The sequence below is a fragment of the Streptomyces sp. NPDC059371 genome (assembly GCF_042751995.1).
Taxonomy (GTDB): domain Bacteria; phylum Actinomycetota; class Actinomycetes; order Streptomycetales; family Streptomycetaceae; genus Streptomyces.
This window is the reverse complement of sequence record NZ_JBHYXD010000087.1, coordinates 16,661-36,163: the sequence shown is the minus strand read 5'-3', so window position 1 is coordinate 36,163 and position 19,503 is coordinate 16,661. Positions and strand designations below refer to the sequence as shown.

15 protein-coding genes and 2 tRNA genes are annotated in these 19,503 nt (G+C 71.5%); 14 read left to right on the top strand and 3 right to left on the bottom strand.

Annotated elements, in window-relative coordinates; genetic code table 11:
* Positions 1-154: 154 nt before the first annotated feature.
* Entirely contained in the window at positions 155-1,324 is a 1,170-nt protein-coding gene (locus ACFXGX_RS33530; RefSeq protein ID WP_384798899.1) for a M48 family metallopeptidase, read from the bottom strand.
* A gap of 69 nt (positions 1,325-1,393) precedes the next feature.
* Between ACFXGX_RS33530 and ACFXGX_RS33525 the strand changes: the two genes are divergently transcribed.
* From ACFXGX_RS33525 to ACFXGX_RS33485, 9 genes are all read left to right on the top strand, one after another.
* Positions 1,394-1,585 (top strand): hypothetical protein, encoded by a 192-nt coding sequence (locus tag ACFXGX_RS33525; RefSeq protein ID WP_384798905.1) that lies wholly within the window; start codon positions 1,394-1,396, stop codon positions 1,583-1,585.
* A gap of 197 nt (positions 1,586-1,782) precedes the next feature.
* Positions 1,783-1,944 (top strand): hypothetical protein, encoded by a 162-nt coding sequence (locus tag ACFXGX_RS33520; RefSeq protein ID WP_355774590.1) that lies wholly within the window; start codon positions 1,783-1,785, stop codon positions 1,942-1,944.
* A gap of 68 nt (positions 1,945-2,012) precedes the next feature.
* The gene (gene nadD / locus ACFXGX_RS33515; RefSeq protein WP_384798895.1) at positions 2,013-2,744 is read left to right on the top strand and encodes a nicotinate-nucleotide adenylyltransferase; all 732 of its coding nucleotides are present in this window, start codon (positions 2,013-2,015) and stop codon (positions 2,742-2,744) included.
* A gap of 17 nt (positions 2,745-2,761) precedes the next feature.
* Positions 2,762-4,606 carry a LytR C-terminal domain-containing protein gene (locus ACFXGX_RS33510; protein WP_384798892.1) on the top strand — a complete coding sequence of 615 codons (1,845 nt, stop codon included), beginning with the start codon at positions 2,762-2,764 and terminating at the stop codon, positions 4,604-4,606.
* A gap of 125 nt (positions 4,607-4,731) precedes the next feature.
* Positions 4,732-5,175 carry a ribosome silencing factor gene (gene rsfS, locus ACFXGX_RS33505; RefSeq protein WP_384798889.1) on the top strand — a complete coding sequence of 148 codons (444 nt, stop codon included), beginning with the start codon at positions 4,732-4,734 and terminating at the stop codon, positions 5,173-5,175.
* Entirely contained in the window at positions 5,172-5,855 is a 684-nt protein-coding gene (locus ACFXGX_RS33500) for a histidine phosphatase family protein (protein WP_384798886.1), read from the top strand. Before rsfS ends, ACFXGX_RS33500 begins: the two co-directional genes overlap by 4 nt.
* 116 nt (positions 5,856-5,971) lie before the next feature.
* Positions 5,972-6,044, top strand: a tRNA-Ala gene (locus tag ACFXGX_RS33495).
* 640 nt (positions 6,045-6,684) lie between these two features.
* The gene (locus ACFXGX_RS33490) at positions 6,685-6,918 is read left to right on the top strand and encodes a hypothetical protein (protein ID WP_355774604.1); all 234 of its coding nucleotides are present in this window, start codon (positions 6,685-6,687) and stop codon (positions 6,916-6,918) included.
* 363 nt (positions 6,919-7,281) lie between these two features.
* Positions 7,282-7,354 (top strand) — tRNA-Ala (locus tag ACFXGX_RS33485).
* Positions 7,355-7,499: 145 nt separating this feature from the next.
* Here ACFXGX_RS33485 and ACFXGX_RS33480 read toward each other — a convergent pair.
* A complete protein-coding gene (locus ACFXGX_RS33480; RefSeq protein ID WP_384798882.1) occupies positions 7,500-9,116 on the bottom strand; it encodes an NADH-ubiquinone oxidoreductase-F iron-sulfur binding region domain-containing protein in 1,617 nt (538 codons plus the stop codon).
* Positions 9,113-10,399, bottom strand: a complete 1,287-nt coding sequence (locus ACFXGX_RS33475; RefSeq protein ID WP_384798879.1) for a cytochrome b/b6 domain-containing protein — start codon at positions 10,397-10,399, stop codon at positions 9,113-9,115. The genes ACFXGX_RS33480 and ACFXGX_RS33475 overlap by 4 nt, the downstream gene beginning before the upstream one ends.
* A gap of 407 nt (positions 10,400-10,806) precedes the next feature.
* On the opposite strand from ACFXGX_RS33475, the gene leuS reads away from it, so the two are divergent.
* The 5 genes from leuS (at position 10,807) to ACFXGX_RS33450 (ending at position 19,501) form a co-directional block, all read left to right on the top strand.
* Positions 10,807-13,695, top strand: a complete 2,889-nt coding sequence (gene leuS / locus ACFXGX_RS33470) for a leucine--tRNA ligase (protein WP_384798876.1) — start codon at positions 10,807-10,809, stop codon at positions 13,693-13,695.
* 143 nt (positions 13,696-13,838) lie between these two features.
* Positions 13,839-14,570, top strand: a complete 732-nt coding sequence (locus ACFXGX_RS33465) for a hypothetical protein (RefSeq protein ID WP_384798873.1) — start codon at positions 13,839-13,841, stop codon at positions 14,568-14,570.
* 72 nt (positions 14,571-14,642) lie between these two features.
* Positions 14,643-15,488 carry a DegV family protein gene (locus ACFXGX_RS33460; RefSeq protein ID WP_384798870.1) on the top strand — a complete coding sequence of 282 codons (846 nt, stop codon included), beginning with the start codon at positions 14,643-14,645 and terminating at the stop codon, positions 15,486-15,488.
* A gap of 174 nt (positions 15,489-15,662) precedes the next feature.
* Entirely contained in the window at positions 15,663-16,760 is a 1,098-nt protein-coding gene (locus tag ACFXGX_RS33455; RefSeq protein ID WP_384798867.1) for a ComEA family DNA-binding protein, read from the top strand.
* A 191-nt stretch (positions 16,761-16,951) separates the two neighbouring features.
* Entirely contained in the window at positions 16,952-19,501 is a 2,550-nt protein-coding gene (locus ACFXGX_RS33450; RefSeq protein ID WP_384798864.1) for a ComEC/Rec2 family competence protein, read from the top strand.
* Positions 19,502-19,503: the final 2 nt, after the last annotated feature.

Here is a 19,503-nt window from a genome sequence, read left to right as displayed (position 1 = left end):
CGGCGGTGGGCGGCGGCACCCGGCGGTCCCAGGCGCTCCGGTGGTGGGTGACGCGGTCCGGCGCCCCGGCGCCCCGGCGCCCCGGCGCCCCGGCGCCCCGGCGGTGTGGCGAGTCCGGCCGTCCGGCGGTGCCCGGAGCGCCCCGGCGGGGCGGTCAGGCCCGGCCGTCGGTGCCCTCGTCCTCGGGACGGTCCTCACGCGGCGTCTGTCCGGTGCCGTCGGCCCCCGAGTCCCCGGTGTCCCCGCCGGCCGCGCCGTCCTTGGGCGTGCCGCCCGGTGTGCCGCCCGCGAAGCCCCCGAAGCCGCGCCGCACCCGGCCCCCGAGGTCGCCCGCGCCACCCGCGATGTCGCTGACCAGCTTCATCAGCGGGTCCTTGGAGCTCTTCACGTCGCTGGCGTAACTGGCCGCCGACTGCCGGAAGGAGTCCGACACCGAGGTGTCCTTGTCCGCGTCGCGCCGCGGGTAGTGGCCGTCCATGATCCGCTGGTAGTCGCGGGACTCCGCCCACTTCTTCAGCTCGGCCGCGCGGACCGCGGTGAAGGGGTGCGTGCGCGGCAGCACGTTCAGGATCTTGAGCACGGAGTCCCGCAGGTCGCCCGCCGACTCGTACTCCTCGGCCTGCTCCAGGAACGCGTCCACGTTCATCTCGTGCAGATGATTGCCGCCCGCGATCTTCATCAGGCCGCGCATCGAGGCCCGCAGGTCCTGGCCGGCCAGGAGTCCGGCGCGGTCCGCGGACAGCTCCGACTTGCGGAACCACTCGCGCAGCGCGGTCACGATCGCCATGATCGCGAGGTTCCCGAGCGGGATCCAGGCGACCCGGACCGCGAGGTTGGTGAGGAACAGCAGGATCGTGCGGTAGACGGCGTGCCCGGACAGCGCGTGGCCGACCTCGTGGCCGATGACCGACCGCATCTCCTCCTCGTCGAGGAGCTCGACGAGCCCGGTCGTCACCACGATGATCGGATCGTCCAGGCCGATGCACATCGCGTTGGGCTGCGGGTCCTGGTTCACGTACATCGGCGGGACCTTCTCCAGGTCCAGGATGTAACAGGCGTCCCGCAGCATGTCGTTGAGGTGCGCGAACTGGGCGTCCGAGACGCGCACCGAGTCGGACAGGAAGAGCAGCCGCAGGCTGCGCTCGGGCAGCAGGCCGCTCAGTGCCTTGAAGACCGTGTCGAAACCGCTGAGCTTGCGCAGGGCCACCAGGGCCGAGCGGTCCGCCGGGTGCTCGTAGGCCCGGGACGAGATCCCCTCGAAGCGCCTGCGCTGCCTGCTCGGCACGTTCTCGTGCCCGTTCCGCTCGTGGTCGCCGTCGGACATGTTTCCCCCATGTGCGTCTGAGTGCCCTCTGTGCCCCCAAGGCAGAGCCCAGCCTAGGCGGAGATACCGTTGACGGGCAGTACAGAGAAGGAGTCGTACGACATGGAGCACATCCCCGCAGCCGCGTGGCTCACGGAAGCCGCCGCGGCCGCAGACAAGCAGGGTCCGGGCAATCTGCTCCGCGTCGTGCTGATCGTCATGATCATCGGCGTGGTCCTGGCCGCCTGGTTCCTGCTGCGCGGCTACAAGCGCGACGACTGACGACCGGCGATCGGCGAGCGCGACCGCCGGCGACCGGCGGGAGACCGACGGCCGGAGCGGGAGACCGACGGCCGGAGCGGGAGACCGACGGCCGGAGTGCCGTCCCCAACGGCGGAGTCGGCGTGTTCGCTGTGTGGGCGCCCGCATACGATGGGCCGACATCTTTATCCCGCACACACTGGATAGGTCCTGCCGAGATGAGCTTCCAGCACACCGCCGCACAGATGGTCACCGTCGTCGCCGAGGGCGAGAACGGGGGCAACCACGAGAGCCTCAGCCCGTACCTGACCGGCGGCGGGGCCCTGTTCATCCTGCTTCTGCTGCTGTGGATCACCACGCGCTTCAACCGCGACCGCTGAGTCCCGAGGGCCCGCTCGGGGCCCCTGTCGGCCGGAGCCCGTCGACCGGGCCGGTAGGGTCTGCACGCATGGGAGAGCAGGACATGCCTACCGGTCCGGCGAGTGACACGGAGAGCGGCGCCGTCGGCGGCGCCTCGGGCGGCGCGGGCGCGGTGGCCGGCGGTGCGGCGAAACGCCTCGCGACCGGCCCCGGCAACGGCCCCTCGAATCCGGGCAAGCGCAGACTCGGCGTCATGGGCGGCACCTTCGACCCGATCCACCACGGACACCTGGTCGCGGCCAGTGAGGTCGCCGCGCAGTTCCACCTCGACGAGGTGGTGTTCGTGCCGACCGGGCAGCCGTGGCAGAAGACCGACCGCGCGGTCACCCCGGCCGAGGACCGGTATCTGATGACGGTCATCGCGACCGCCGAGAACCCCCAGTTCTCGGTCAGCCGGATCGACATCGACCGCGGCGGTCCGACCTACACGACGGACACCCTGCGCGACCTGCGCGCGCTCAACCCCGACGCCGATCTCTTCTTCATCACCGGCGCGGACGCGCTCGGCCAGATCCTCACCTGGCGCTACACGGAAGAACTGTTCTCCCTCGCGCACTTCATCGGGGTCACCCGGCCCGGTCACACCCTGACCGACCCGGGACTCCCGGAGGGCGGTGTCTCGCTGGTCGAGGTTCCCGCGCTCGCCATCTCGTCCACAGACTGCCGTGCGAGAGTCGCCAAGGGCGACCCCGTCTGGTACCTGGTGCCGGACGGTGTGGTGCGCTACATCGACAAGCGTGAGCTGTACCGCGGCCAGTGAGCCGAGAGGGGCACCCGGTGAACGACCGATACGACGGATACGCGGGCGGCGACCAGCCGTACGAGCTCGTCGGCTACGACGAGTACGGGCAGCCTGTGTACCGGCAGGTCCCGCAGCAGCCCGCCCAGGGGTACGACGGCTACGACGCCCGGCAGCAGCAGGGCTACGGCTACGACCCCTACGCGACGGGCCGTCAGGAACCCGTCCAGCCCTACGACACGGGCCACCAGCAGCCTGTGTCGCCCTATGACACAGGCCAGCAGCCAACGGTGTCGCCCTATGACACGGGCCAGCAGCCAACGGTGTCGCCCTACGACACCGGCAGGCAGGAGCCCGTGTCGCCCTACGACACCGGTCAGCAGCCTTCCGCCGCCTCGTACGACTCCTTCGACCCGTTCGGCACCCAGACGCCCCGGGCCGGCGGGAGCGGTACCACCCAGGCGCCGTACGACGGCTACGGGCGGAGTGCCGACACGGCCGGCGCCGCGAGCACCGGCCGGCAGCCCCGGGTCGCCGAGCAGACCGCGCGCATCCCGCAGCAGGCCGGGCCCCCGAACGGCGACGCCCCCGGGACCGACCGGGATTACCACACCGAGCAGTTCGCCTTCGTCGAGGACCAGGAGACCGAGTCCGAGGACGTCATCGACTGGCTGAAGTTCACCGAGAACCGCACCGAGCGCCGCGAGGAGGCCAAGCGCCGCGCCCGCAGCCGGATCGTCGCCCTGGTCGTCGTCGTGGCGCTGGTGGTGGCCGGTGGCGCGGGCTACCTCTGGTACGCGGGCAAGCTGCCGGGCACCGCCTCGGACGCCAAGCCCGGGGTCACGACGCCCGTCGCCGCGCAGAAGCGCGACGTGATCGTCGTCCATCTGCACAACACCAAGGGCGGCGGCACCTCCACGGCCCTGCTCGTCGACAACACCACCACCAGGCAGGGCACCACCGTCCTGCTGCCCAACTCCCTCGCCCTGACGGACGACGACGGTTCGACGACCACGCTCGCCAAGTCCGTCGACTCGGACGGCTCCTCCGGGACGCGGGACGCCCTCGACACCGTGCTGGGCACCAGCATCCAGGGCACCTGGCGGCTCGACACCCCTTACCTGAACAACCTCGTCGAACTCGTCGGCAACATCGAGGTCACCACCAACACCGACGTGCCGGACCCCGACGCCAAGAAGAAGGGCGAGGCCCCGCTCGTCAAGAAGGGCGAGGACCAGACCCTCACCGGCAAGACGGCCGTCGCCTACGCCACCTACCGCGCCCCGGACGAGGCCCAGAACGCGCAGCTCGAGCGGTTCGGCCAGGTCATGCAGGGCGTGATGCGCAAGCTGTCCTCGGACAAGCAGGCCGCGACCACCACCGTGCAGACCTTGGCCCAGATCCTCGACCCGTCCCTGACCGACCAGGACCTCGGCGCCTTCCTCGCCAAGCTCGCCGACCTCGCCAAGGGCGGCGACTACAAGACCGCGCTGCTGCCCGCACAGCAGGACGGCACACTGACCGCGAGCACCTCCAACAGCGTGATCAAGGACGTCCTGGGCGGTACGGCGAAGAGCCCCGAGGCGGGCTCCGCGGTCCGCGTCGGCATCGAGAACGCCACCGGCCAGAAGGCGGCCACCGGCCAGGCCCGGGTCGCCCTGGTCAACGGCGGCTACACGTTCCTGGACTCCGGCACCTCCGCCGCCCGGAGCGTGTCCTCGATCACCTACGGTGACGCCGCCAAGAAGGACGACGCGGTCGAGGTCGCCAAGACCCTGGGGCTGCCCACCAGCAGCGTGAAGAAGGGCAAGGCCAACGGCAACGCGGACGTGTCCGTCGTCCTCGGCCAGGACTACAAGATCACCAGCCGCTCGACGGGGTGACCCGCGGGTGACCGGCATCACGCCCCGGGGCCGTCCCCGGGGCGTGGCCGGAGAAACGCGTGGGGTGTCCTCGGCGGTCCGTGAGACCCTTGAGTCGTAACCGACCGCCGACGGAAAGCCGCGTAGTGACCGCCACGGACCGCTCCATCGAGCTCATTCAGACCGCCGCACAGGCGGCCGCCGACAAGCTCGCGCACGACATCATCGCCTACGACGTGAGCGATGTTCTCTCCATCACCGACGCCTTCCTCCTGGCGTCCGCGCCCAACGACCGTCAGGTCAAGTCGATCGTCGACGAGATCGAGGAGCGCCTGAACAAGGAACTCGGCGCCAAGCCGGTGCGCCGCGAGGGCGACCGCGAGGCCCGCTGGGTGCTGCTCGACTACGTCGACATCGTGGTGCACGTCCAGCACAGCGAGGAGCGCGTCTTCTACGCCCTGGAGCGGCTGTGGAAGGACTGCCCGGAGCTCGACCTGCCCGAAGAGGCGAAGGCGACCCGCGGCAAGGCCGCCGAGCACGCCAAGTTCCAGGTCGAGGAGGACTCCGCCGGTATGGAGGAGCTGCGGTGACCGCCGAGGCCCGTGGCGCCGCCGGCGCGACCGAGGCGAAGCCGGGCAGGGGCCGTCGCGTCATCCTGTGGCGGCACGGCCAGACCTCCTGGAACGTGGACCGCCGCTTCCAGGGGTCCACGGACGTCGAGCTGACCGAGACGGGCATCGAGCAGGCCCGACGCGCCGCCCGGCTGCTCGCCTCCCTGAAGCCCGACGCCATCGTCGCCTCGGACCTCAAGCGTGCCGCGGCCACGGCCGCCGAGCTCGCCGCCCTGACCGGCCTCGACGTCACCCACGACGAGGGCCTGCGCGAGACCTACGCGGGCGTCTGGCAGGGGCTGACGCACGAGGAGATCATCGCCCGCCACGGCGAGCAGTACGCCGCGTGGAAGCGCGGTGAGCCGGTGCGGCGCGGCGGGGGCGAGCTGGAGACCGAGGTCGCCGACCGCGCGGCCCCCGTGGTGCTGCGGCACGCGGACAAGCTCCCGGACGACGGCACCCTCGTCGTCGTCAGCCACGGTGGCACGATCCGCACCACCATCGGCCGGCTGCTCGGTCTGGAGTCACGGCACTGGGAGGGCCTCGGCGGCCTGTCCAACTGCTGCTGGTCCGTCGTCGGCGAGGGCGTGCGCGGCTGGCGCCTCCTGGAGCACAACGCCGGCACGCTGCCGGAGCCGGTCCTCGGCGACGACGACTGAGGCGCGCCGGGCGGCTCTCCGTCCGGCCGTGGGGCCCGGGGGGACCGGATTTCACTTTCCGGCTGGTCGCAGGCTAAAGTTCTTCTTGTTCGGCCCGCAGGGCGGGAAGAACGCAAGGGGCTATAGCTCAGTTGGTAGAGCGCCTGCATGGCATGCAGGAGGTCAGGAGTTCAATTCTCCTTAGCTCCACAGATCGACTCTCTCGAGTTGTCGGACAGAGTGATGAAAGATCCCGTTCCCGTAAGGGGGCGGGATTTTTCGTTGTTCATCGCCGAGTTGGGGCCGATTCTCCGAAGAATGTGCCGAAGCGGGCGCAGTTGGGCGGATCGATACCGAAAGCCGCCTCGTGGACCCGCCGGAGGCGTCGCCCCGGCGGCGGCCGTGACACCGTCGGGAGCCGCGCGCCCTCTCCCGGCGCCCGTGGGTGCCGTGGTCTTGGGCACACTCTTCTCGAACCCGCTTGAGTCACTTGGGGTCCCTGGGGCGTATACCTTGGCGGACGCGCTCCTGGCGTGCTCGTATGCGCCGGTCGCCGGAGCCGCACCGGGGGCCCGTGTCCGGACTGGTACGAAGGCGTCGCTGACCGTATTGCTCCGGCCGTGGCAGAATCAAACGGCCGGAAGGGGGCGCGGCCCGACGGGAGGGAGTAGCGATGCCTGCCAGCATCCTCGAGGAGGTCCACGATCTCCTCGAAGCGGCACCGAACAGCACGAAAGCCAACCTCCTTGACTGCCCTTCCTGTGGATCGGTCCACGTTGCCCAGGTTCTCGGTGACAACGGTGGAATCTCTTACGTGTGCACGGCCTGCGGCCACTGCTGGAGCTGACTGATGGGTGCGCACAGGCGGAAATGCGATTGGTGCGGCAGTGGTACGCCGATCGTCCGCGACATGGAGCCGGTCAACCACGACTACCAGTACTGGTGCGAGGAATGCGCGCGGGCGCTGATCATAAAAGGCGACCCGATCGAGACGTACCGCGAGCTGGAGGGCGAGCCGATCTACGCACGGCTCCTCGATGAACTCTGCACCCTCAAGCGCTTCTATTCGTTCGTCACGGCCTGACTCCCCGCCACCCGCGCGTCCGCGCGAGCGGGGACACCGCGGCCGCCCTGGAACGGCCTCCGCGCATCCTCCGCGCACCCTTCCGTGCCCCGGAGGCCCACGAGGCCGTCACGAGGCCCGTGAAGCCCGTCAGGAGCCGCGTCCGGCCGTACGTTCGGGCATCCCCTGGGCGCGGCGGTCCAGCAGGCACCCCTGGCCGTCGCCCGCCGGCGGCTGCACCTCGTAAAAAAATGCGACATGAGGCCCGAATCGGTACACACGGGAAACGATTTGGTGGTTCACCAGGGGGACCGTGTAATGTTGGCGTCGCCGCCGGGGAAACCGGCGGACACGGTGAAAACGCGGCTCGCCGCGTGGCCACAAGGGGCTATAGCTCAGTTGGTAGAGCGCCTGCATGGCATGCAGGAGGTCAGGAGTTCAATTCTCCTTAGCTCCACAGACGTTGAGAGCGGGCCACCCGATCAGGGTGGTCCGCTTCTTCGTTCTCCCGGTACCTCGCGCGGAACATACCGACCGCGGGGTGCCTCGCACCGAACATGTCGAAGGCGGGCCACCGGTTCCTGGTGGCCCGCTCCTTCGTGTCAGCGGCCGCTGCCGAGCGCGCGGCGCCCACGCCCCTGGGAGAGGACCGGCAGGTTGCGCGAGGGCGCGGAGCCCCGGGTGTCCTCCTCGATGCGCAGGGCCAGCGCCGGGCAGCGGCGCACCGCGCGCAGGGCCTTCGCCTCGGCGAACTGCGGCACCGGAGCCTGCGCGACGGTGGGGAAGCCGTCGGCGCCCAGTTCGAAGACCTCGGGAAGGAGGTCGGCGCACAGGCCGTGCCCGCGGCACAGCGTCCAGTCGACGAAGATCTTCTGGCGGCTGGTGCCCGTCTCCTGCTCGCCCGGGCCGCTCAGGACGCCCATGGGGACCTGGCCGTCCTCGAAGAGCGGCAGAACGCCTTCTACGGGCCTTCCGCAGCCGTTTCCGAGGACATGCGCGGCCAGGTCGTCCGTGAACGCCTTCAGGGTTGACTCGATGAACATCGCCGAGCCGTCCGGGTGGGAGCAGGCGCCGCGCCGCTTCACGGACTTGGCGACCTGCTTCACGGCCTCCAGCGCGGCCGGGCCGCCGCCGTTGAGGATGTCGGCCAGGCCGCGCGCGGCGGCGGGCAGGCCGAGGTAGCAGGGGCCGCACTGTCCCGCGCTCTCGTCGGCCAGCCACTGCGCCACGCGCAGCGACTCGCCCAGCGGGCAGGTCTCCTGGGTGATGGGGAGGATCGCGCCGGCGCCGAGCGCACCGCCCACCGCGGCCAGGGAGTCCCGCGAGACGATCGCCTCGTTGACCGTCGCCGCGTCCAGCCACTTGCCGTGGTAGCCGCCGGTCAGCACGCCCTGGGGCATGGCGGGGGCGCCGGCGAGCTGCAGCACGTAGCGCAGGGGCACGCCGGTGGGGACCTCGATCACCATGGGGCGCGCGACCGCGCCCGAGACGGTGAGCATGACGGTGCCGGGCTCGTCGTACAGGCCCGTGTTGCGGTAGCGGTCGGGGCCGATGCGGGCGGCGATGGCTAGCTGCGCGAACGTCTCGGCGTTCGACAGCAGGGTGGGCGCGCCCCCGACGCCCGCCTGGGAGGCGCTGACCTTGCGGCCGGGCGGCACCGCCGGGCCGCCGTCGATCGAGCGGATCAGCGACGCGGCCGCGCCGGTCACCATCCGCACCGGGTTGCGCTGCACGCGCGCGCGAAGGGGCGATCCCCTCCGGTTGCTCAGCCCCCGCTCGGCCAGCGCCGCTTCCATGGAGCGCTGGGTCGACTCGCGGGTCACGCCGATCACGAGCTGGCGGGCGCCCATGGCCTCGGCGACCAGGAGAGCGCCGTCCAGGATGAGGTGCGGGGCACGGTTGATGAGCACCGTGTCCTTGCGGCAGGCCGGTTCGTCCTCGCTTCCGTTGACGACAACCACCGGGCGGATGCCCTTCTTGATGGCCGACTCGGCCACCGAGCGCAGTTTCCTGCCGAACGGGAAGCCCGCCCCGCCGCGACCCTTCAGATTGATGTCCTCGGCGAGGCTTGCGAGCTCTTCTCCGCCCAGCGGTTCGAGCGGACCGTGCACCTTGAGGTGCATGGGTAGATCAAGACGTTCAACCAGGTCGAAACCCGACGTGAGCTGCGGAAGTCCGACTACGCGGACCTCCGGGACGTCGGGCAGGGCCTCGTTCACTTAAAGCCTCCGGAAGGGGCATTCCATGATTCACCGGAGCCAGGAGCGTCGAAGGCGCCCGGCAGTACGTCAGTCGTGGGACCGCTGTCGTACGTGTCGTTGGTGTTGTACGTGCGGTAGGACGCGTTCGTCTCACCGGTGTTGTACACATCACTCGTGCCGTAGCCGCCGGCGGGCTGAGCGCCGTAGACGGGGGTGGTGTATCCGGTGTCGTTGAGCGGGTCGTACGCCGATGCCGGGGCCTCGCCCACGGGGGCCGACTGAGGGACGGGCCAGCTCTGCGCGCCACCGTTGCCGACGCGGGGAAACGTCTCTGTGGGCTGCGCGTTCACGGGCATCTGGAACTGCTGCGTGCCGGGGGCCGCGGGTGCGTCGCCGGGTGTGGCGGTCCGGTAGGCCGCCGCGAAGCCGGCCGTGTCCGCACCGGCCTGCGCGCCGCCGAACAGCGTGGACGAGGCCTCCTTGCGCTCCGTGCGCGGCGACGGGACGCCGTCGTCGCCCGCGGAACGCCGGTCGGAGCGGCCTCCCGGACCCTGCGGGGACTCCATCGCGGCGGCGCGGGACGCCTCCAGGTCCTCGCGGAACCCGCGGGCGTTGCCGCCGCCGATGAGCGCCAGGACCCTCGCCGCGACCCTGTGCTTGAAGGGGGCCGGTGAGGTCCGCAGGGCCAGGGCACCCATGACCGCGAGCAGGCACAGGCTGTAGAGGATCGTGAAGATCGGCTTCGCCGCGCGACCCGCGTAGAGGCCGTGGACGAGCGCGGCGCACCAGGCCGGGTAGGCCAGCATGTGCATCGCGCGCCAGCGGGCCGCGACCGGTGCCGGCGAGGCGAAGGCGCTGCGCAGGGCGCCGGTGACGGCCGTGAAGATCATCAGCAGGCCGGCCAGGGAGCCGAGGCCGATGAGCCCGCCGATGCCCGTGACGCCGAGGCTGAAGGGGACGAGGGCGGAGAGCAGGCTCGTGTGGTCGAGCGCGATCTTCACCGTGATGTGCAACAACAGGAAGGCGACCGAGGACACGGCGGTCGTCCGGTGCACGGCCTGGGCCACCAGTCGCTGGCGGGTGTTCAGGAAGATCCGGTCGGTGGCGACCAGCCCCCAGATCACCGAGCAGGACAGGGAGACCAGCGACAGGACGCCGGCGCCGAAGTTCAGGAAGTCCTGGACTGCGTTTCCTCCCACCAGCACGAACACGGGTATGAGGACCAGGACGACAGCCGTGGCCGTCCCGTAGGCCGAACGGCCCACCCGGGGAAGTGAGCTGTTGTTACGACGAGGGTTCATGAGGGGTACTCCCTACGGTTCGGGGAAGCGGTCCCGAAGGCGCACTCTAGGTCGAGAAAACACGCCGAGCTCCACGTTTGAGTTATTGCGTTGTTACCAAAGGGCAATGAGGTCTTTGTGTTGTCCGCAAGCGTCCGTTAAGCGAAGTAAAATTTGAACATCGGTCAACATTTTTTTGCCGCCCGCGGGGGTGACACGGGGCGCCGGCGGGCACGGAAGCTCGTCGCGGCCCGCGCGGGCGCTGCGGTACCCTGACGCCATGCGTGCCGTACGCCTTCTGCTTAGCGAGCCGCGCTGATCAGCCCCGACCGCTGACGCATCGTGGTCGGCATCAGCGCGGCGTCCCCTCCTGTGCGAGGGGCTTTTTCATTTCCGCTGGCAGAGACGATCGATGGAGCTTTGAGGACATGAGCGAGACGAACACCGCTGCCGCCACCGCAGAGTCGGCCGCGCCGCACCGCTACACGGCCGCCCTGGCCGCCGACATCGAGGCACGCTGGCAGGACTTCTGGGACGCCGAGGGCACGTACGAGGCCCCGAACCCCACCGGCGACCTGGCCGGGGACCCGGAGCTGGCCGCGCGGCCCAAGAAGTTCATCATGGACATGTTCCCGTACCCCTCGGGCGCGGGTCTGCACGTGGGCCACCCCCTGGGCTACATCGCCACCGATGTATACGCCCGGTTCCAGCGGATGACGGGCCACAACGTCCTGCACACCCTGGGCTTCGACGCCTTCGGCCTGCCCGCCGAGCAGTACGCCGTGCAGACCGGCACGCACCCGCGCGTGTCCACCGAGGCCAACATGGAGAACATGAAGGTCCAGCTCCGCGCGCTGGGCCTGGGCCACGACAAGCGCCGGTCGTTCGCCACGATCGACCCGGAGTACTACAAGTGGACCCAGTGGATCTTCCTGCAGATCTTCAACTCCTGGTACGACGACGAAGCCGACAAGGCCCGTCCCATCTCCGCGCTGATCGCCCAGTTCGAGAGCGGTGAGCGTGCCGTCGCCGTCGACGGCACCTCGCGCGCGTGGAACGAACTGAGCGCCGCCGAGCGCGCCGACGTCCTGAGCGGCTACCGCCTGGCGTACGCCTCCGACGCGCCGGTCAACTGGTGCCCCGGTCTGGGCACCGTCCTGGCCAACGAGGAGGTCACCGCCGACGGCCGTTCCGAGCGGGGCAACTTCCCCGTCTTCAAGTCCAAGCTGCGTCAGTGGAACATGCGCATCACCGCCTACGCGGACCGTCTGCTGGACGACCTGGACGCGCTGGACTGGCCCGAGGCCATCAAGCTGCAGCAGCGCAACTGGATCGGCCGCTCCGAGGGAGCCCGTGTCGACTTCCCGGTCGACGGCGAAGCGATCACGGTCTTCACCACCCGCCAGGACACCCTGTTCGGCGCCACCTACATGGTGCTGGCCCCGGAACACCCCCTGGTCGAGAAGTTCACCCCGGCCGCCTGGCCCGAGGGCACCCACGACGTGTGGACGGGCGGTCACGCGACGCCCGCCGAGGCCGTCGCCGCCTACCGCGCGCAGGCCGCCTCGAAGTCCGACGTCGAGCGCCAGGCCGAGGCCAAGGACAAGACCGGTGTGTTCACCGGCGTGTTCGCCACCAACCCGGTCAACGGCGAGAAGGTCCCGGTCTTCATCGCCGACTACGTGCTGATGGGCTACGGCACCGGCGCGATCATGGCCGTCCCGGCGCACGACAGCCGCGACTTCGCGTTCGCGCGCGCCTTCGAGCTGCCCATGCGCTGTGTGGTCGAGCCCTCGGACGACCGCGGTACCGACGCCTCTGCCTGGGACGACGCCTTCGCCTCGTACGACGCGAAGATCGTCAACTCCGCCGGCGACGATGTCTCCCTGGACGGCCTGGGCGTCGTCGACGCCAAGGCGCGCATCACGGAGTGGCTGGAGCGCCGCGGCATCGGCGAGGGCACCGTCAACTTCCGTCTGCGCGACTGGCTGTTCAGCCGCCAGCGGTACTGGGGCGAGCCCTTCCCGATCGTCTACGACGAGGACGGCGTCGCCCGCTCGCTGCCCGAGTCGATGCTGCCCCTGGAGCTGCCGGAGGTCGAGGACTACTCGCCGCGCACCTTCGACCCGGACGACGCGAACACGTCCCCCGAGACCCCGCTGTCCCGCAACGAGGACTGGGTCGACGTCACCCTGGACCTGGAGGACGGCCGCGGCCCGCGCAAGTACCGCCGTGAGACCAACACCATGCCCAACTGGGCCGGTTCCTGCTGGTACGAGCTGCGCTACCTGGACCCGCACAACGACCGCGCGCTGGTCGACCCGGCCATCGAGCAGTACTGGATGGGCCCGCGCGAGGGTCAGCCCACGGGCGGCGTCGACCTGTACGTCGGCGGTGCCGAGCACGCCGTGCTGCACCTGCTGTACGCGCGCTTCTGGTCGAAGGTCCTGTTCGACCTGGGCCACGTCTCGTCGGCCGAGCCGTTCCACAAGCTGTTCAACCAGGGCATGATCCAGGCCTACGTGTACCGCGACAGCCGCGGTATCGCCGTACCGGCCGCCGAGGTGGAGGAGCGCGACGGCGCCTACTACTACCAGGGCGAGAAGGTCTCCCGGCTGCTGGGCAAGATGGGCAAGTCCCTGAAGAACGCGGTCACCCCGGACGAGATCTGCGACGAGTACGGAGCGGACACCCTGCGCCTGTACGAGATGGCGATGGGTCCCCTGGACGTGTCCCGCCCCTGGGACACGCGCGCGGTGGTGGGCCAGTACCGCCTGCTGCAGCGGCTGTGGCGCAACGTCGTCGACGAGACGACCGGCGAGGTCACGGTCGTCGGCTCCGAGCCGGACGAGGACACCCTGCGTGCCCTGCACAAGGCGATCGACGGTGTGCGCCAGGACCTGGAGGGCATGCGCTTCAACACCGCCATCGCCAAGGTCACCGAGCTGAACAACCACCTGACCAAGACGGGCGGCCCCATCGCGCGTCCGGTCGCCGAGGACCTGGTGCTGATGGTCGCGCCGCTGGCCCCGCACATCGCCGAGGAACTGTGGCGCAAGCTGGGCCACGCCGACTCGGTCGTCCACCAGGACTTCCCCGTCGCCGACCCGGCGTACGTCGTCGACGAGGCCGTGACCTGCGTCGTGCAGATCAAGGGCAAGGTCAAGGCCCGCCTGGAGGTCTCCCCGTCGATCACCGACGCGGAGCTGGAGAAGGTGGCGCTGGCCGACGAGAAGGTCGTCGCGGCGCTGGACGGCGCGGGAATCCGCAAGGTGATCGTGCGCGCGCCGAAGCTGGTCAACATCGTCACGGCGTAGGCGCGCAGGTCCGGGCCGCGCGGCGGCTCGGGGTAGTCCCCTACGGGCAGGTTCGGGGTTCTTCCGGAACCCTGAACCTGCCCGCAGCGTTTACCGTTGAGAGCGCGGCGAAAGCTGCCGCGGCCGGTCGGAGGAGGAGTGTGATGGGTACCGTGATCACCGTGATCGCCTTGCTCTTCCTGCTGTTCGTGGTGTTCGGCGCGTATGCGACGGTGAAGGTGGTCGGCGCCGCCAAGCGCGGTGTGGACCGCACCATCTCGCAGGCCCGGCGCACGGTCGAGGACACCACGCTGCGGGCGAAGACCTTCGCCCAGCCCGGCCCCCAGGGCGAGCTCGCCCAGCTCAGACTGTCGCTGCGCACATCGATGCGCGCCACCCAGGACGCGCTCCAGGCGAGCGCGGCGGAGGACGAGTCCCTCAAGGAGTCCCTGAGCCTCTTCGAGCGGCTCAGCACCCACGGGCACGAGCTGGACGCCGAACTGAAGCGTCTGGAGACCGAGCCCGACCGGAACACGCTCGCCACCCGGCTCCCGGGCCTGCGGGAGCGCACCCGGCGGATCACGGAGTCGGCGGACTCGCTGCGCTGGGCCGCCCGCGACCGGGCCCACCGCTTCGCTGGCGACGACCTGGACACACTGAGCGCCCAGATCGACGTGGAGGCCGGCGCCCTGCGTCACTGGACCAAGGAGCCGGGACCGCCCAGGTCCTGGCCCGACGCTCCCGCCGCGGACGCGGAGAGCTCCGGCGGACAGAGCGCGCCCGGGACCCGGCAGTCCCCTCCCGACGACGGGGCCGGCCGTTCGGCCATCACGCCGCCCGGTCAACGGCCCACCTACCCTTGGCAGAAGAAGCCCCGCCCCGAGAGCACGACATGATCCAGCCGTTCCGACCGCAGGTGGAAGGGGCCGGGCTGCCGCGCACCGGTCCCGCCAGGTAATCTCCAGCTCATGTCCCGCCATGTCGCGATCGTCACCGATTCAACGGCCTACCTGCCGCCGCGGACGATGGAGCGCCACGGCATCACATCGGTTCCCCTGACCGTGGTCCTCGGGGACCAGGCGCTCGAAGAGGGCACCGAGATCTCGGCGCGCTCCCTGGCCTTGGCACTGCAGAAGCGGCGCCCCGTCACGACCTCCCGGCCCAGCCCCGAGACCTTCGCCGCGACCTACCGCGAGGTCGCCGAGTCCGGCGCAACCGGCATCGTCTCGCTGCACCTTTCCTCCGAGTTCTCGGGAACCTACGACGCCGCCGTGCTCGCGGCGCGCGAGGCCCCGGTGCCGGTGCGCGTCGTCGACACGGGGATGGTCGCCATGGCTCTCGGGTTCTGCGCGCTGGCCGCCGCCGATTCCGCCGAGGCGGGCGGGTCCGTCGACGACGCGGTCACGGCCGCCGAGAAGCGGGCCGCGGGCATGTCCGCCCACTTCTACGTCGACACCCTCGACTACCTCCGCCGGGGCGGCAGGATCGGGGCCGCGCAGGCCCTGCTGGGTTCCGCGCTCGCCGTGAAGCCGCTGCTGCAGCTCCGCGACGGCCGCATCGAACTCCTCGAAAAGGTCCGGACGTCGTCCAAGGCGATCGCGCGGCTGGAAGAGATCGTCGTCGACCGGGCGGGCAGCGCCCAGGTCGACATCGCCGTTCACCATCTGGCGGCTCCCGAGCGGGCGTCGGCCCTCGCTGACCGGCTGCGGGCGCGGGTGCCGGGACTCGCCGAACTGCACGTGAGCGAGGTGGGCGCGGTGATCGGCGCCCACACCGGGCCCGGGCTGCTGGCGGCGGTCGTGTCGCCCCGATGAGGAGACCGGTACCTGTGTCACCAGCTTCTGTGTCACCAGCCGCTGCGTCACCAGCCGCTGTGTCACTGGCGTGCGTCGCTCGTGCGGGTGATGGAGTTATCTACAACTGGGTCGCTTTCCACCGGAATTGAGCATGATCATCGCGAGGGTGCCGGGTTGCCGCATTCTCGCCGCATGGAACTTCGATCGAGCTCACGCACCGCGACTCCGACCAGTGGCCCGGGTCGTGGCCCTCTCTCCGACAGCCGCAGCCGTCACCGCCGCCGTGACCGGCGAAGCCGGACGCGCCGCCACGAGGCATCGGCCGCGGCCCTCCGCCTGCGCGCCGACGCCCTCTTCACCGAACACGCCCAGGGACGGCGCGAGTCGGGGAACGGGCCACCGGGGGCGGGCCGCGATGACGGGGACGCGGGCACGCTGCCCACGAGTTGGTCGCCGCCGCGTGAACTGATCGTGGGTGAGCCGACCGCGAGTGAACCCACCGTCGGCGAACCGGCCTCGCACGGTCCGGACAGGGAAGCGGGTGCCTGGCGGGACCGGGCCGGGCTCGCGGTGCGGGAGCGGCTGCCGTTGTGGCTGCAGTCGCGGTGCGGTCTGGAACGCAGGAGCGTGGCCGCGCTGACCGTGCTGCTGGTCGTGGCGGCCGTCTTCGCCGTGCAGCACTTCTGGACGGGCCGGACGCGGCCCGTCCGGGCCCCTGAGGTGATGAGCGCCGCCGCGCCGTACGCCGGGAAGCGTGCGCCGGGCGACCGGCCGGGCGGGGAATCCGGAGCGCCGGCCGGAACTCCGGACGCCCCCGGCACCGGTGGGGGTGTGGTCGTCGTGGACGTGGGCGGAAAGGTGCGCACCCCCGGACTCCGGCGATTGCCGGCCGGGTCCCGCGTCGAGGACGCCCTGCGCGCCGCCGGCGGATTACGGCCCGGCACGGACAGCGACGGCCTCAACCGCGCCCGGGTCCTCGTTGACGGCGAACAGATCATGGTCGGCGCGACCGCGCCCCCGACGGGAGCCGGACCGGGCGGTGCCGGCGGTTCAGGGCCGTTCGGCGCCACGGGATCCTTGGCGGGAGCGGTGCCGCCGGCACCGATTCCTCTCAACACGGCCACCGTCGAGCAGTTCGACAGCCTGCCCGGGGTCGGACCCGTCCTGGCCCGGCACATCGTCGACTACCGCGTGGCGCACGGCGGTTTCCGCTCGGTCGACGAGCTCCGCGAAGTGAACGGGATCGGAGACCGCCGCTTCGCCGATCTCCGGGACCTGGTGCGGCCATGAGCGGCTCCGGTTCCGGCCCCGGCCCCGGTTCCGAGGTGAGGCGCCGGCGGGTGGCCCCGACGTCCAGCGGGGTTTCCGGCGGGCCGGTGGGAATGCCGGAGCCCCGGCCTGGGACGACGACGGAGCCCGGGGAGTCGCAGAGGTCCCTGGGGCGCCCCGCGGGCATCCCCGGCGTCACCGGCCGGCGGCCCGTGCACGCGGCTTCGGGGAGACGGCTGGGGGCCTCGCATCCCAGGTCGGAGGGGCCGGTCGACCTCCGGCTCGTGGCCCCCGCGGCGGCGGCCTGGCTCACGGCGGCGGTGAGCGTCGGAGCGTCGCCGGGCCGGGTCACGGTCGTCGTGGCTGTGTCCCTGGCCGCGGCCGGCGCGCTGCTGGCGGTGGGGAGGAGGGGCGCGCGGGCGGGGCCGGGAGATCGGGGCGTCCGCCGGGGAGCCGTCGGTGACGTTCGGCAAGGACACTCGGGCGCCGTGCGACCCGGTTTGTGGGTGTCCGTCGCCGCCGTGCTCCTCTGCGTCGGTGCCGCCGCGGCCTCCGCGGGGCTGCACACGGCGGACCTGCGACGCGGCCCTGTCCCCGCCCTCGCTGAGAGCTTCGCCCACGTGACCGCGGAGGTGGAGATCACCTCCGATCCCCGCCTCACCCGGCCCCGGATCAACGGGGACCACATCGCCCCGACGGCCCTGATGTTCGACGCCGACGTCACGCGGGTCACCCAGGCGGACGGCACGGTGCTGGCCACCCGGACCCCGGTGCTGGTGATCGTCGACGCCCGCTCCCGACGAGGCGCGCCCCGCCGGGCCGGCGACCGCTCGCCCTGGCTGTCGCTGCTGCCGTCGACCCGGCTTCGGGTGGCGGCGCGGGTCGTGCCCGCCCTGTCGGACGGGGAGGACGTCGCCGCGGTACTGCGGGTACGGGGGAGTGCGCCGCCGGAGGTGGTCGGAGCGCCGTCCGGTCCGCAGCGGTTCGCGGGCCGGCTGCGCGAAGGGCTGCGCAAGGCGACCGACGGCCTGGACACGGACGCGCGGGCGCTGCTGCCAGGGCTGGTGGTGGGCGACACCTCACGTGTCACGCCGGAGCTGGACGACGCCTTCAAGGCCACCGACCTCACGCACCTTCTCGCGGTCAGCGGGGGAAATCTCGTCATCGTCCTCGCGCTGTTCACCGGGCCACCCGGCCTCGCCCAACGGGTGGAGCGCCGGGGCCTCGCCTCGCGGCTCGGGGTTCCGCTGAGGGCGACCGCCCTGCTCGGCGGAGCGCTCACGCTCGCCTTCGTCGTCGTGTGCCGGCCGGACCCGAGCGTGCTGCGGGCGGCGGCCTGCGGAGGGATCTCGCTGCTCGCCATCGCGACCGGGCGCCGCAGATCGCTGGTCCCGGCGCTGGCCGCCGCGGTTCTGGTCCTGGTGCTGTACGACCCCTGGCTCGCCCGCAGTTACGGGTTCCTGCTCTCCGTCCTCGCGACCGGAGCCCTGCTCACGCTCGCCCCGGGCTGGAGCGCGGCCCTGCGGCGACGCCGGGTGCCGCCGCGCGTGGCCGAGGCGCTGGCCGCGGCCGCCGCCGCGCAGGCGCTGTGCGCGCCGGTGGTCGCCGTGCTGTCGGCCCGGGTGAGTCTGGTGGCGGTGCCGTGCAATCTCCTCGCGGAGTTCGCGGTCACACCGGCCACGGTGCTGGGATTCGCGACCCTGGCGACCGCCCCCTGGGCGATGCCCGTGGCCAAGCTCCTCGCGTGGTGGGCGAGTTGGCCCGCCCGGTGGATCGCGGGCATCGCGCGCACGGGGGCGGCGCAGCCCGGTGGAGGAGTGGACTGGCCCGACACCTGGACGGGCGCACTGCTGCTGGCTCTTGTCATGGCGGCCGGCGTGGTCGCCGGGCGTCGGCTGCTGAGACATCCGTTGCCGAGTGCTGTGGGCGCTGTGCTGCTTCTGCTGTTCGTGGTGCAGCCGCCGCCGCTCACCCGGGTGATCACGGGATGGCCGCCGCCCGGCTGGAGGTTCGCGATGTGCGATGTGGGGCAAGGTGACGCGAGCGTGCTCGCGGTGGGTGACGGCAGCGCCGTGGTGGTGGACGCCGGGCCCGATCCGGTGCTGGCCGACCGCTGTCTGAGCACGCTCGGCGTCACCAGGATCCCGCTCGTCGTCCTGACGCACTTCCACGCCGACCATGTCGCGGGCCTGCCCGGTGTGCTCCGGGGGCGTTCGGTGGGCGCGATCGAGACGACCGGCTTCGAAGAGCCGCCGGATCAGGCCGAGTTCGTACGGCGGGAGGCGCGCGCACGGCACATCCCGCTGACGCGGGCCGTGGCGGGGGAGAGGAGGAGCGCGGGACGCCTGGACTGGCGGGTGCTGTGGCCGCCGCCGGATCCCGTCCCGCCGCCGGACGGCCCGAACGACGCCAGCGTCACGCTGCTCGTGCGGTCCGCGGGGCTGCGGCTGCTGTTGCTCGGCGACCTGGAGCCGCCCGCCCAGCAGGCCCTGGCGAGATCGCCGGCCGCCGAGGGGCTGGACGGTGTGGACGTGCTCAAGGTCGCCCATCACGGATCGGCGTATCAGGATCCGGAGCTCATACGCAGGGTGGCTCCCCGGCTCGCGCTCATCTCGGTCGGCGGCGACAACCCGTACGGCCACCCCGCTCCGAGCACGGTCGCGGCGCTGCGGGCCGGGGGCGCGGTGGTGCTGCGGACCGACGAGGACGGTGATCTGGCCGTCACCGGTGAGGGCGAAGGGCTGGGTGTGGCGCGACACTGAAC